Annotated in this window: 12 protein-coding genes and 2 pseudogenes; 7 read left to right on the top strand and 7 right to left on the bottom strand. The window is 68.8% G+C overall.

Annotation, left to right across the window (positions count from 1 at the left end):
* Positions 1 to 65: 65 nt before the first annotated feature.
* Complete coding sequence (locus tag KMS84_RS28110) at positions 66 to 497, bottom strand: hypothetical protein (protein ID WP_256919261.1); 432 nt, start codon at positions 495 to 497, stop codon at positions 66 to 68.
* A 643-nt stretch (positions 498 to 1140) separates the two neighbouring features.
* On the opposite strand from KMS84_RS28110, the pseudogene KMS84_RS28105 reads away from it, so the two are divergent.
* Positions 1141 to 1932, top strand: a pseudogene (locus tag KMS84_RS28105) (transposase); the annotation flags it as partial.
* A 122-nt stretch (positions 1933 to 2054) separates the two neighbouring features.
* Here the strand turns inward: KMS84_RS28105 and KMS84_RS28100 are convergent.
* On the bottom strand, positions 2055 to 2873 hold the full coding sequence (locus KMS84_RS28100; protein ID WP_256919260.1) for a hypothetical protein: 819 nt from the start codon (positions 2871 to 2873) through the stop codon (positions 2055 to 2057).
* Positions 2874 to 2906: 33 nt separating this feature from the next.
* On the bottom strand, positions 2907 to 3065 hold the full coding sequence (locus KMS84_RS28095) for a hypothetical protein (protein WP_256919259.1): 159 nt from the start codon (positions 3063 to 3065) through the stop codon (positions 2907 to 2909).
* Positions 3066 to 3754: 689 nt separating this feature from the next.
* Here KMS84_RS28095 and KMS84_RS28090 point away from each other — a divergent pair.
* From KMS84_RS28090 to KMS84_RS28075, 4 genes are all read left to right on the top strand, one after another.
* Positions 3755 to 5386 (top strand): replication-relaxation family protein, encoded by a 1632-nt coding sequence (locus KMS84_RS28090; RefSeq protein WP_256919258.1) that lies wholly within the window; start codon positions 3755 to 3757, stop codon positions 5384 to 5386.
* Positions 5387 to 5431: 45 nt separating this feature from the next.
* Entirely contained in the window at positions 5432 to 5704 is a 273-nt protein-coding gene (locus tag KMS84_RS28085) for a hypothetical protein (RefSeq protein ID WP_256919257.1), read from the top strand.
* A 51-nt stretch (positions 5705 to 5755) separates the two neighbouring features.
* Entirely contained in the window at positions 5756 to 5980 is a 225-nt protein-coding gene (locus KMS84_RS28080) for a type 1 glutamine amidotransferase family protein (protein WP_256919256.1), read from the top strand.
* An 84-nt stretch (positions 5981 to 6064) separates the two neighbouring features.
* A complete protein-coding gene (locus KMS84_RS28075) occupies positions 6065 to 6274 on the top strand; it encodes a DUF6207 family protein (protein ID WP_256919255.1) in 210 nt (69 codons plus the stop codon).
* A 30-nt stretch (positions 6275 to 6304) separates the two neighbouring features.
* Here the strand turns inward: KMS84_RS28075 and KMS84_RS28070 are convergent, their stop codons facing one another.
* The 3 genes and pseudogenes from KMS84_RS28070 to KMS84_RS41135 form a co-directional block, all read right to left on the bottom strand.
* Entirely contained in the window at positions 6305 to 7177 is an 873-nt protein-coding gene (locus tag KMS84_RS28070) for a hypothetical protein (protein WP_256919254.1), read from the bottom strand.
* Positions 7178 to 7285: 108 nt separating this feature from the next.
* Positions 7286 to 7711 carry a DNA ligase-like domain-containing protein gene (locus KMS84_RS28065; RefSeq protein WP_256919253.1) on the bottom strand — a complete coding sequence of 142 codons (426 nt, stop codon included), beginning with the start codon at positions 7709 to 7711 and terminating at the stop codon, positions 7286 to 7288.
* A pseudogene (locus KMS84_RS41135) lies at positions 7644 to 7958 on the bottom strand (hypothetical protein); the annotation flags it as partial. The gene KMS84_RS28065 and the pseudogene KMS84_RS41135, both read right to left, overlap by 68 nt.
* 1483 nt (positions 7959 to 9441) lie before the next feature.
* Between KMS84_RS41135 and KMS84_RS28055 the strand changes: the two are divergent.
* Both KMS84_RS28055 and KMS84_RS28050 read left to right on the top strand, forming a co-directional pair.
* Positions 9442 to 10179 carry a Crp/Fnr family transcriptional regulator gene (locus tag KMS84_RS28055; protein WP_256919251.1) on the top strand — a complete coding sequence of 246 codons (738 nt, stop codon included), beginning with the start codon at positions 9442 to 9444 and terminating at the stop codon, positions 10177 to 10179.
* 91 nt (positions 10180 to 10270) lie between these two features.
* Entirely contained in the window at positions 10271 to 10783 is a 513-nt protein-coding gene (locus tag KMS84_RS28050; RefSeq protein ID WP_256919250.1) for a hypothetical protein, read from the top strand.
* 92 nt (positions 10784 to 10875) lie between these two features.
* Here KMS84_RS28050 and KMS84_RS28045 read toward each other — a convergent pair whose 3' ends face one another.
* Positions 10876 to 13401: a DEAD/DEAH box helicase gene (locus tag KMS84_RS28045; RefSeq protein ID WP_256919249.1), complete on the bottom strand. Its 2526-nt coding sequence runs from the start codon at positions 13399 to 13401 to the stop codon at positions 10876 to 10878.
* Positions 13402 to 13773 lie beyond the last annotated feature (372 nt).

The raw sequence follows: 13773 nt of genomic DNA, 5'->3' as shown, positions 1-13773 counted from the left end.
GAGCCGGATGACTATGGATGCGCACCGACCGCACCCGATGCGCATCCATCCGCACGGTGGTGCGGCTACCGGTGCAGAGCCACTACGGCACGGGCCCGCTCCACCTGCTCATCGCGCAGCGCCTGCAGAGTCTGGACGACGTCCGTCGGCGCGTCGGCGAGGACCTGGCCGACGAAGTGCGCGATGGTGCGGGCGATCCCCGGTGCGGCGGCCGCGGGGGAGTGCGTGGCCCACTCCCTGATCGCCATGAGGTAGATGACGCCGACCTCGTCCAGGACGAAGCAGTCGGCGCAGGGATCGGTGTCGTCGGACAACGCGGTCACGGGGAAGACGATCAGTTCCGCGATGCCCGGCAGCAGTCCCGGCAGCTGCTCCACCTCGGGCGCGAGCCGCGCCGCCGTGACGTCGTCTCCGGCCTCCACCGCCAAGACGTAGTCGAAGCGGCCGGGCCCGAGCTGGACCAGGTGCGGGGGCAGCGAGGGAACGATGGGGGACATAGGCAGCTCCTGACGTGCGGTCGCCGTGCCGGTCACGGTGACGTCTCAGCAAGGTCGGCCGGCCAGCCTGTGGACAGAGGCCAGAGAACTCCCCCCCCCGAGTCGAAACCGACGAATCGTGGCTGAAAGGGCCAAACCGGGCCCCCTTGTCCGGGGTGGTCGGCCCGACCACGAACCCGACCATGACCCCTTGTCCACCTCTGCTACCGCCCCGACCACCGCCGCGTTTCCCCTAATCCAGGGTGTAAGCAGCTCGTACCGGGCCCCTGCAAGGAGCCGGCGGGCGGCTTGCATGGGCAGCGGACGCCTTGGCCCTCTCTAGCCGATGAGGCTCACTCCGAGACCGGCGCCGTTGCCCACCGATGGATCCGTGGTGGTGAGGTGGGCACCGGGAAGGCCTGAACCGACCCTGGCCCGCGAGGCCTCCCTATAGAGCGGCAGCCCGGCGTCTGCGCACCACCACGAGTCCACGCTCGCCGTGAAGCTTCGCGGGGTGACGCGGGCTCCGGGCCGATGCCTCCGTTTCCCCTGGCCGTTCCAGGCCTCGGTCAAGAGCGGCACGGCCCGGTGCCTTCGTGGCCACCGCGAAACCCGCAGCCGCTGTCCGGTGTTGATCGTCACGGCGCGAGCCCGCCCCAGGACCAACCAGGTACGTTCCCTGCTGCGTGAGTACTACCCCGCCGCCCTCCACGCCTTCCAGGGCAAGGACGGAGGCCTGACCCGGCCCGTCGCCCGCGTCATCCTTGCCATGGCACCGACCCCGGCGAAGGCCGCGAAGCTCACGCTCGCCCAGCTGCGAGCCGGCCTCAAAGGCAGCGGCCGCACCCGCGCCTTCGACACCGAAGCAGAACGCCTGCGGGGCATCTTCCGCGCCGAGTACGCCCGCCAGCTCCCGGCCGTTGAGGACGCCTTCGGCCACCAGCTCCTGGCCCTACTCAAGCAGCTGGATGCCGCCTGCCAAGCCGCGGACGACCTTGCGGCGGCAGTCGAGACCGCCTTTCACCAGCACACCGACAGCGAGATCTTGCTCAGCTTTCCCGGCCTCGGCCCCCTGCTCGGAGCCCGCGTGCTCGCCGAGATCGGCGACGACCGGACCCGGTTCGCCGACGCCAGAGCACTGAAGGCCTACGTCGGCTCCGCGCCGATCAACCGCGCCTCCGGCAAGAAGCACTTCGGCGGCCGCCGCTTCGTCAAGAACAACCGCCTCATGAACGCGGGCTTCCTCTGGGCCTTCGCCGCCCTCCAGGCCTCACCCGGCGCCAACGCCCGCTACCGGCGACGACGCGAACACGGAGACTGGCACGCCGCCGCCCAACGCAATCTCTTAAACCGCTTCCTCGGCCAGCTCCACCACTGCCTCCAGACCCGGGAGCACTTCGATGAACACCGCGCCTTTGCACCGCTGGCTTCGCATCTTCAAGCCGGAGCGCCGTAGCTGAGTGGCGCCCGTCAGGTGCTCCTCAGCGCCTGGTCCGGCACGACAAGCTCCGCGGCTGAGGCGGTCGTACCCGCCAAAGGTTGTGGCTGAGACCAGCGAGGACACGGGGTCGGTCTGCGTCACTGGTCCTCTTTCGCGGCCTGGTCGGTCAGGCAGGCGGCGCAGACCGTCTCGAAGTCGTGCGGTTGGAAGCGTCGGTGGCACCGCAGGCAGCTTTCTAGCGGGGGGAAGGTCTTCCCGCAGCTGAAACACAGGTCCACCGGCGCGTCCGGGGCGGCCGCGGTGAGGACGCCACAGACCAGTGTCTGGTTGTCGCAGCTCAGGCACCGGCGATACGAGGCGTTGCTGCCGATGTCCCGGTGGAGGACGTAGTCGAGCGCGTCGGTCCGTACCGTGCAGAACCGGCACTTGCTGTTGTCGTCCGCCACGACCAGGGCCCACTGGTCGCAGTGGGGACACGCCACGGTGCGGTTCTGGTGCGGCTCCAGTTCGGCCCGCAGCCGCTGCATGCGTTGGTTGACGAAGCCCTGGATCCGGCTGAGACCGCTGCGGATGGTCCACATGTCCTGCGTGGTCCGCTGCCGGTCCTCGTCGGGGAGGGCGGGCAGCAACTGCTCGTCCAGGAAGCGGACGAGAAAGTCCAGGACCTCGACGGCGCGGGCCTCGACGGCGCGAGCACGGTCGGTGAGCCCATAGTGCTGCAGCGCGTTGCGGGTCTTGGCCAACTTGGTGAGCGCGGCGGCGTCCTTGTCCCCGATTGGCAGCCCGACGATACGCCGCAGTCGGTCCACCGTCTGGGCGGGGGTGCAGCTGGCCAAGGACCCATCAGCCAGCTCCTCTTTCCTGGCCTTGCCCGGCTCGGCGAAGACCAAGGTCCAATGCTCCTGCTGCAGCCGGTACTTGAGCAGCACCTCGGCGGCGGCCTGCAGGTGCAGCACGGCGTACTTCAGGTCACGTGCGCTGACCCACCCCTACTCCTCGTCGTCAGCCAGGGACGCGATGACGCTGAGGAGGTAGTCCAGACCGTTGTCGATGGGCGGGAAGTTCACCTCGCTGCCGCGCTGCTCCACCGGGCGGAGCCGGGCGTGGAACTCCTCCGGGTCGTTCGCTGCCCAATCCTGGGCCGTCATGTGACCTCCCCCGGGCCCGCCGATCCGGCAGGCCTAGCCTTCACCGTCTCCAGGACGCAGATGTGTGCCGTCATCACATCACGTCTGCAGAATCGACGACGGTCGCAGTTAGTCACCGATCAGGGATTCAGGCAGGCGGTGAGTGACGGGGCCGGTTGGCCCGCGAGGCAGGCCACAGCGGGGCCCGATTCGACCAGCCTGGACAAGCAACTTGACTCCTTAGCCTCCTGAGATGTCTTGTCCACGCCTGCTACCGGCCACGGTCAGACTGCGGACAAGGGGGTCGGCTGCACGCTGCTCCTTCGCAACGACTGCCCCGGCCGGGGCAGCGAAGGAGACGAGCCGATGACAATCACCCGCCCAAGGACCGGGCAGCGGCACCGCTCGGGCCGGTCACACCAGAAGGCCGGCCCGTGGCGGGCAAGCCCAAGGGGACTCCCTGGGCGCCCCCTTCGAAGGTCCCTCGGGAATCCCCTTTGGTGCCCGGCACCCCAGGCCTTAGGAAAACCCCTTGTCAGGGCCGGAATCGGCGCGAAAACTACGCCGTCACAACCCTCTTCTCTCCTCTTGTACTGGAAGGGAATGTCAGTGGAGGAGGAGATCATCGGGTTCGGGGGCCCGACGCCCTCTGCGGCCGGGGGCCGGCGCCCGGCCGGTGGCCGTGCGCGACGGATGGAGGGCCGGGGCTGATGGCGGGGAAGCGGAAGAACAACCCGGCAGGATCGACGAACAGCTACCGCGCCGATGTGCTGCGCGTGCTCGGAGCGCTGAAGGTGGCCACGGCTGATCAGATCCAGCGGATCGGCGCTCCCCACCTGACCTTCCGGCACGCCAACAAGGAAACCCCGTCTAAGCAGAAGCAGGCCCGCACCGCCTCGCACACCGCCGCACTCTCCGACATGCGGGGGCACGGCCTGTCCGAGAACGGCGGCTCCACCGAGACGGGGGAGACCCTGCGCAACCTCACCCTCAAGGGACTGGAGGCCGCCTCCTACGAGCTCCGGCGCCCGGCGGGGGAGATGGGCTCCACCGCGCGCGGCGCGGGCTCCAGCGGGGCCTCCCATCCGATGGCCGTCAACGAGACCGTGATCGCGATGCTGCGCCCGAAGCCGAACATGGCCAGGCTCACCGTCGACCCGCCACACGTCCAAGCAGCCGCCCAGGCCGCCGCCGACGGACCGGACGGCATCGGCACCATCGCCTCGTACTGGACCGAGGTGTCACTGCCCGCCACCGGCACGTGGAACGCGCCCGGCAAGGGCGGCGCCCAGGCCGACATCGTGCTCACCGCCCCGCAGGACGGCGTGCCGCTGCTGTTCATCGAGGTCGACAACTGCCACGAGAGTGCGGAGGAACTCGCCGACAAACTGGAGAAGTACGCCCGGTTCTTCCGACGGAAGGTGAAGGACACCGACGGCCGTGAGCGCCCGATGTGGCGCACCCGCTGGAGCGCGCCGGACACCTTCTCCGGCGACAGGGCGCACCCGCCCGTCCTGCTGGTGTTCAACCGCATCGGCGAGCGCAATCCCAACCGCACCGTCCCGCGCCTGCAAGAGCTGACCCGCCACCTGTGGCAGGGGCAGCGGCATACGGACTTCCACGCCTACGACGGGAAGATCCCGATCATCGCGACCGGCCTGAAGAACCTGCGCGAGCACGGCCCGGGGGGACCGGTGTTCCTCCGCTTCGGCCGCGACCACATGCAGCCCCTGCGGGAGGCGATCGGCAACCCCCGGCGTGAGGTGGCCGATGACCGTGCCCGCGAAGCGGCCAGGATCCGGGAAGAGGAGTTCCAGGCACAGGCGCGCCGGGCGGCTCAGGAGCGGGCGGCGAAGCAGGCGGCCGAGCGCGAAGCCCGCCGCCCCGTCTGCACCGGCTGCGGGGCGAAGTTCACCGACGAACGGTGGGAGGCGGCACAGGGACAGGCGAAGGACTGGGGAGCCCCGAAGGACTCCCACCCGCACCTGTGCGACAGCTGCAAGCACGCAGCCGTCGCCGACGCCGACGAGGCCGGCCAGCAGGAGCGACCGGAGCCGCTTCCCGACTGGGCAGAGCGCAAGCACTTCCTGCGCTACGCCCGTCGTCCCCGCTGCACCGAGTGCAGGGCGGCGTTCACGGACGAGCGGTGGCAGGCGGTGGAGCGCACCGGTTGGGACGCCCTTCCTCCGCAGGCCCGTCCGACCCTGTGCGGGAACTGCGACCAGCGGTACGTCACCGACGCCCAGCAAGCCTGGTCGCACGAGCCCCAGCACGAGGAGCAGGGCCAGGCCGTGCCCGAGCAGAAGGCCGGCGGAACCTGGCTCTCCCGCTTCCGCAGGTGACGCAACCGCACCCCGGCTGTCAGTGGCGGCTGCAAGGCTGAACGGATGGACCGTGACGACGAGCAGCTGCTGCGCGGCCGGGTCTACGGCACCGACCACGACCACCCGGGCCCGCTACCGCACCGAGACTACGCCGAACTGGTCGGCGGCCCGCTCGATGGGCTGCTGCTCGACATCACCGGCTGGACAGCGGACGAGATCCAGACCGGCGTCGCCCTGATGACCGAGCTCGGGCAGTTCGGCCCCGGCGGCCGCGCCCTGTACGACCCGCGCCCCGGCGAGCGGAACCGCTGGGACTGGTCCGGCGACTCACCCTGACGGCCCCGGGCCGACTCGCCCAGCGAACCGGCCCGGGGCACGCTGGAAGGCGTGACCAGCGCGCCGATCGTCGTGCACCGGCCCTCGCTCTTGGGCGGCCGGAGAGTCACGGTGCACAGCAGCGGCCGGGACGAGATCCTCGGCACCGCCTACAGCGACCACGACCTGGCCGTGTTCCTCGAGGGCGCCGGCGTAGCCGAACCCGAGGCCGTCTTGGACGACCCGCAGTGGGTGGAGTGGCGCGGCGGCCACGCCCACGAGTTCCACGCCGCCTGAGTGCTGGGGCTCTGAACACACTCGGTCGGGTGAAGACACCGGATTACCGGAACTCTCGCCGGACGTCACGGCGTAGTGCCGAACATGAACCCGATCAACGAGACGCACGTGAGCGAGCCGGGCCTGCTCGTCGTCGATGTAGCGGCCGCGGACGACGCTACCGTGCTCGTCTTCCAGCAACTGCTCGCCGACCGTTGGGCGACGGCAACAACGGAGCAGACGACGCGGGACGTCGATCAGCCCGGCGTACGGCTGCGCTGCTACCTGGACCTGCGCCAGGCATTCGGCTCGTAAGCATGTGTAGCTGGGGGCGAGCACGATCGACTACTTCCTTCGGATGCTGCCATTGGAGATCCAGTGGACCAGGATCGCGGCCGTGTGCACGGCCGTCTCCGCGGCCTCCAGGGTCACGGGGGCGCTGGTGGGCCCTCCCTCGTGGCGGTCCCGCTGTCCGTGCCAGAGCAGGCTGACCATCGCGACGACCGCGTCAATGTCTGCGGGCGCCCCCGTCTTGTCGGAGATGACCATCTCGTACTTGTGCCCTCCCTGCTCCAGGTGAGCGCGCACCTTGCCGAGGGTGGGCTCGGGAGCGTTGGGAAGGAACAGCGGGTTGGCGACGGCCTCCACGGCCTTGATTGCACGGGAGTAGGCGGCACTGGGGTCGGGCTTGATCCCGTACGCCTCGGTGAACGCTGCACGAAGATGATCGGCCGCCGTCTCTGTCTTCGAAGCCCCGGCCTCCACGGCCTTGTCGTACGTGGCGTGGAGTGTCTCGTCCATCCGGCGTTCGAGCCTGCTGCCGTCCTCGGAGACCGTGAACGCCGAGTCCCCTTCGCGCAGGATGCCCTCCAGCTGGCGGGCGTATGAGAGGGCTGTTTGGCGGTGCTGCCAATGTGTCCCCTGCAGCGCTTGCTGTACGCAGCCCAGGGTGGCGTCGATGACCTCCAGGCGCAGCATCGGATTCATCCGGTCGTCCAGGTTGGCCAGCTCGTTGTACGGGTCGCGGCTCTTGAGGATCCTGGACGGCAGCTTCAACCGCACCGCCACGGGGCTGGCCATGTCGTAATTGCGCAGAACCTCGTACAGCCAGTCACGGATGGGCACGTCGATGTGGTCCGGCACACCCTCTGCCCACAGGGGCTCCGGCTCGGTCTTCCCCGCCAGACGGTCACTCAGCCGTCTCCATCTGCTCGTCACAGGTCGACTGTATGGGGGCCATGATGAGATCACGACCGACTTGTTCATGGCCGAATGTATGGGAGCGACCACGTGCCACCACCCAGCGTGGGCTCGTGGGCGGTGTGACTACGGCCCTGCCACGGGCCAGCACAGGCGGGCCACGGTGACGACCGCGTGCCGGGTTGTGCCCGCCACGACCTCCACCACGGTGTCGCCCCTGGCTGGCGTGTAGGAGTCGCCGGCGTTCGTGAACGCACGCCCGGGCTGTGGGACCAGGCGTGGGGCGATGACGGAGGAGAGCGCTGTGGTGAGCCGCTGGGACAGTGCCACGCGTCCGTCGGACAGCCGTACGGCGAGTGCCCTCGGATGCCGGGCCGTGCCGGTGAAGCCAACCACGGTGGCGTCGACTGTGTCCGCGTGCCTGACCTTCGTCCACACACGGCCAGCCTTGTAGGCCGACTGGGGCGGCTTGGCCACGATCCCCTCAACGCCGATGCCTTCGAGCGTCTCGAACCAGAGCAGGGCCTCGTCCAGGGCCGTGGTCGACCACACCGGCGCGTAGCTGGTGCCAGTCGCCTTCGGGGTGTGCGGGGACGACTGCGTCGACGGAGGCGGTGGTGGAGAGCGCGACGTCGACGGCCGTGGCCCGGCTGGTGCCGAAGCGGACCTCGATCGACTGCGGGGAGCGGACCCAGCCGGGCCGGACCATGTGGTCGAAGTCGGCACGGCGCATTTGGAGCCGGGCGGCGGCCTGTTAGGGACCCAGTGGGGTGTCGGCGGCGACCAGGTCCGCCAGGTCGGCCGCGGCCCGGGATCGGGGCGCGCTCAGCTGGTTCCGCGTCGGACGGGGCCGCCGCGCCGCGCCACCGTCAGCCCGGCGGTGGAGCCGGGACAGAAGTCCCCGGTGTCACCGTCCGCCAGAGGGAACAGCGGCTCCTTGCGGGGCCGGTGGCGAGGGCCGGAACCGAGGACGGACTGCTGGAGATTCCAGAACCGTTACAGAGAGTCACGGAATGTGCAATTTGTGTGACCTTTGGGTCCTTCTATGGCGCTACGCGAAGGTAACTCGCTGAGTGGCGAACAAATTTGACGGCAGGAAAGATTCTGCGCACCCGCGCGTCATGAAGGTGTGGCCGTAGGGCTCGCGGTGTAACCAAAGGTATGTGTCGACATGGCCGTCCGGCCTGGCTCTGAATGAGGATTTACAGGGTGGCATAGAAAGCGGATGTTGCACCTTGTTAAATCATCCGGGATATCTTGATTCTGACTTGCGATCGCCTTTTATGGCATCACCATGAGGGGTCGATTAAATGTGGCTGACGTAGGTCATATGTTCCAGGCTCGAACCTTTGGCCTAAGATTTAGCATGGTTAGGATCTCCTTCCTTGTCGACGCGGTCAGCCAAGCGGTGATCGTAAATGGCTGCGAGTGATCCTTCTGCTCGTCGGGACGTCAACCGAGCGAGTAGGCATAAGCCATCTAAATCACAAAGCCGACAAATGGTGCTGTCGATACGCTACGTCTCGTCGCTGATCACTGAGGTGGCGGCCGTACCCCGATCGGCCCTGGCGTTTCCCTCCTGGTGGGGGTTTTGGCGGGAAGAGATTTGCTTCGGCGTGTCCTCGGCTGGTGTCGAGTGGTTAACTGGACATCGGTCTGAGCCTTGGTGGGTCCGGACCCATTGGAAGGCTCTGGAGTGTGGTGCTCCGGGGCCTTCCCCCTTATCGGGCCCCTGCATCTGGGCCCCCGGGCGCTCATCTGATACGCGCTCCGGCATGTCAGTGAATATGCGCTGCATACCCTAATTCACACACCGAATTGCAGAATTAACTGCTTCTGTGATCTGCGCCACTTCCCTAGATATCGGGAACGTACCGCAAAACCCCTCGCCCTAGGGACCTGCTCCGGTCGCCGCCGACGCTGAAGGAAAACCGCGTACCCATCCCTTCGCGACTGGCAAATTTGTCTCTGCTAGGGGTAGCGTTTACTGCCTGACGTTCTCGCCCTGCGCCGCCCCGGCCACCACAGCACCACGCCGGGCGGCACCCGCAGGAGGGGGCGCCGGACCCACCAGGGTGCGCCCGCCCACACGGGGGCGCACCCACCTCCCACCACACAAGGGACTGCAGACCGCCATGCGTACCGCCGCCCGCGGTGGCTTCACCGTGCGCACACGCCGCACCAGCCACCGCAACATAGGGATGACAGCCCGTCACCCCGCAACTGCTGCCCGGCCCCACCCCTCTGCTCCACGCCTCCCGTACAACAAGGAGGCGTGACAGATGCCCGCCAAGGCCGACGCCCCTCGCCTGAACGACCTGCTCCTCGGCCGCGCCGTCATGCCCGAGGGCAGCTTCCTCAAGCACCTCCCCGCACCCACCTGGACGTCGATGAGCCAGGAATGGGACCAGCGCATCCGCTCCTACGACCGAGACAAGCCGCTCCCGCTGGGCCCCGACGGCGGAGACGTCTTCATCATCGTGCAGGGCTGCGTCCGCCAAGAGCGCTTCCCGCTCGGCTCCGGCCGAGGTCTCCCCACGATCGTCAGGTTCCGCGGCATCGGCGAGATCGTCGGCGAGGCCAAGCTCATCGAACAGACCTCCTCGGTCACCACCACCTGCCTGTCGAAGACCTACGTCGTCCCCTGGCGCGTCAGCTACATGCACCGTCTGCAGCGCAAGCGCCCCGAGGTCCAACTGGCGCTGCTGCGCAGCCTGGAGGACCGCAATCGGCAGGACGAGAGGGTCTACGCCACCTTCGCCCAGGCCTCTTTCCAGCGTGTCAGCACGCTACTGGCGCACCTGGCCGAGACCGCCGGCATCCCAGACCCCACCGTCACGCGCCGCACCATCATCAGCGGCCCGACCCAGAAAGACCTCGCCGCAGCACTTCAACTCGGCGTCTCCACCGTGGAGAACGCCATCGGCAGCCTGCGGCGGCACGGCACGATCGACGCCGGATATCGTAAGTTCATCGTCCACGACCTGGACGCCCTGCAGGACAGCGCCACAAGCGCCTGACCCGTCCTCACCTGGACCCACCATCTCCGAAGCCGCACACACCACCCCGTTCACGGGCGTGCGGCCAGGTTCCGATCCAAGGAAAGAAGCAATGCTGCTCAGCTCCTTCATCAACGACCCCAGCGAGACCACCGTGATCGTGACGGGGGCCGCCTCGTTCGTCACCGGTTCCCTCGGTGTCCTTACGCTGGCACACCACAAGACGGCGCTCGCCTGGGTGAAGAACGTGCGCCGCAAGGACGAGGACACCGCCGAGCTCGCCGGCCCCGCCGCCACGTGCGAAGCCCTCTACGCGGAGCAGTGCCGGCTCGCCCGGACCCCCTGCTACGAGGCGGACTTCGCGGAGATCACGCGACTGACCAACACGATCAACGGTCGCATCGAGCACACCGAAGCTATCCGTGCGGAGCTTGAGCGGGTCGTCGAGTGCGCGCAGGCCTACGTCGGGACCGCCCTGCCCGAACCCCCGTCGACCGCGAGGATCGCCTGCGCCGATGTCCGCACCCTCATGATCCAGGCCATGCGCCAGGAATCCGCCCGGGTCGGGCTGGAACGGACCATCAACACCGCTAACCAGAAGATCGCCACCCTGCGACGCGTCTGAGCCCAGGGGCACACCCAAGCAGAACCGATGGGCCGCACGGAACACCGTGCGGCCCATCGCCGTCAGCCTACGATGCACCCAGCCCTGCACCCCTACGACCAGCGCATGCCGATCGCGGACAGCTGCTCCACGCGCTCCGGGGTGAGCGTGGCGGCCCTGCTCCGCTGGTTCCCGATCCAGGCCCCCAGCTTGTGCTCCCGCTCCTCCTGGTCCTCGCCGAGGATCCGCTCGACGTGCTTCCTGGGGACCTGGAGGTGTCCCTCGCGCTCGTAGAACTGGCGGGCGGCCTCGTAGTTCATCGCCCACTTATCGGCCTGCGTACGGCGCTTGGGCTTCTCGTCCTCGGCTGCGGGCTCGATCCCGAGGACCTGCTCGCACATCCACTGCTGCACGGTCGTGAGCTCGTCCCAGCCGAGCCGCACCGCCTTCACCCACCGCCCGAGATCCTCGCCCTGGCGCACGACGTCGCCCGGCTCGGTGGGCAGCGCCTCACCGGCGTCCAGGTGGATCCGCACCAGGTGGAAGCAGCGCTGCCAGGTCACCGGCCAGCTCGGGCACCAGGACGCGTCGATCTCCTCCAGCTGCTCACGCCGCTCGTCCGACAGCGCCCCGGCCGACGACTCCATCGGCAGACCCTCGGCACGCCGCTGCTCGATCTCCTGTGCCTTGCGGGCGGCGGCCCGCGCGTTCTTCAGGAAGATGCCCACCTTCGCGCCCTGGAAGGTGGCGTCCAGCGGGGCCAGGAGGTGCCCGTGTTCGGCGGCCCACCCGCGCGCGGCGGACAGGCCCTCCTCCCACGCGACGTCGAAGTGGCTCCAGATCATGCCGAGCTTCTCCAGCTGCGCGACGCGGTCCTCGTCCATGTCGCCGCGGACGTAGAACCGGCGAGCGTCGGCGGTCCACTGCCCGAGCGGGAACCCGGCGAGCGAGGCCGGCCACCCCGCGCCTTCCTCCCCCTGCTCCTGGTCGTCGACGGCGGGCACCCGGAACGTGAACGGCACGCGGAGGTCGCCGTGCTCGCGGGCGTAGATGACGGCGGCCTCCACACCGCGCCGCCAGTGCTCGTGTTCCGGGTTGAGGACCCGCAGGTTGATGAACGCGGCGAGGGCGGCCGGGTCGCGGGGCGTGGAGAACTTCAGCAGGGCCTTGGCGGGGGCGCTGACGCCTCCGGAGCCCTCACCACTCCCGCCCGTGCTCTTGCCGCTGTCGTCCTTGCTGACGGGCTTGTAACGGCTCGGGGCCTGCTGCTCCGCGAGGTTCTCCACGATCCGCGCGTCGTGCGCCCGCAGCGCCTCCAGCAGCTTCGCCAGCCCGCCGAACGCCCGGCTCGTGAGCATGTTGTCCGCCGTCTCGCCCGGCCCGAGCAGCACCGGCACCACGAGCGAGGCGACCTTCCCCTCGCCGGGCTGCATCCGCAGGGCGCGCCCCACGGCCTGGACGAGGTCGGGCATGGAGCCGCGTACGTCGGCCCAGTAGACGGAGTCGCAGTTCTTGGTGTCGACGCCCTCGCCCAGCACCTTCACCGAGCACAGGAAGCACTTCTCCACCACGGTGCCGTCCGTGGCGATCCCGGCCGAGAACTCGCCCAGGAGGCGGCGGCGGTGGAGCGGCTTGTGGTCGCCGCACAGCCAGTCCGCCCAGATCGTCTTCGGGTACAGCTCCGGGTCGGATGCGTGCAGCTGCGCGGCAACGTCGGGGAGGCCGGCCGCGAAGGCTTCGGCCTCCTTCACGACGTGGTGGAAGACGAGCGAGCGCCGGAAGTTCTCCTCCGCAGACGCTTTCACCAGGGCGGTCTGGAGCGCGGCGAGCCGGGCTCCGCGGACCTCTGCCGAGCGGCTCTCTGCGCCCAGGAGCTGCGCGGCCTGGAGCGCGGTGTCGGTGACGTCCACGCATACGACCTGGTAGGGGGCACAGATTCCCCTGTCGATGGCGTCCGAGAGGGTCAGGGTGAAACAGCGGCTGCCGAAGGGGCCCTCGGGGTCGTCTTCCATGCTCGCGACCAGCTCGCCGGGGGCGCCGGCCGTGTCGTCGTCCCCGAGCTGCCACAGCCGGGGCGTGGCCGTCATGTACAGACGGCGCAGGGAGGGGATCTTCTGGTTGTCGTGGACGACCGCCCACGGCTTCCCGATCCGGCCCGAAACGCGGTGGGCCTCGTCCACCACAATCAGGTCCCAAGCCGCGAGGCCCGCGGCGTGCGCCCGCTCCAGCGTGCCCAGCCCGAGACTGGCGTACGTGGCGTACACGGTGACCTTGTCCAGGCCGCGCGTCCACTTCACCAGCTCGTCCACGTCCGTGGTGTTGGGGAAGGACACCTCCTCGCCCCGCAGTGAGGACACTCCGATCATCGGCCCCCGGCGGCCTCCCTCGCGCCACGCGGCCTCGGTCTGGGCGAGTAGGTCCAGCGAGGGCACGAGCACCAGCACACGGCCTGCGTGGAGCTCCTCCGCGCTGCGGACCGCAACCCGGGTCTTCCCGGACCCGGTCGCCATGATCACCTGCGTTCGAAGGCCCCGTTCGGGCACAAGTGATCTTGCAGGCAATTCGATGGCACGCACGACCGCGTCAACGGCTTCTCGCTGGGCTGCCTCGCGCTGGTCAACGCGGTCTGTGCTCGACATATCGCCTGCCTTCTCCTGGGGTGCCGCCCGGTCGATTCGAGCGGCGGGAAACGGGAAACCTGCACGTGGGGGAGCTGCAAGGGCTACGGTTGGACTGACGCGATCGGCTCATTGCTTCGCCTCACCGGAGCACCAGCAAGGCCGTGGGATGGGTCTCGATAACCCTTCGGAGCGGTCCGGGGTGGTGTGCTCTGAGTCCATAGCTTATCTCGGCTCCAAAAATGAAGCACACAGAATCGCGAGATTCCCTCTAACGTGGCCGAAAGCCGCTAGTCTTGCCTTATCGCAAGCCAATCCAGCACTTTGACACCCCCTCAACTTGCCCCCTTTCCAGAGGTGGCCGGCCCCCGCGCTCCCGTCACCCCCCCCGAC

Origin of the sequence: Streptomyces hilarionis (assembly GCF_024539675.1) — a bacterium.
Lineage (GTDB): Bacteria > Actinomycetota > Actinomycetes > Streptomycetales > Streptomycetaceae > Streptomyces > Streptomyces hilarionis.
This window is presented reverse-complemented; position numbering and strand designations above follow the sequence as displayed.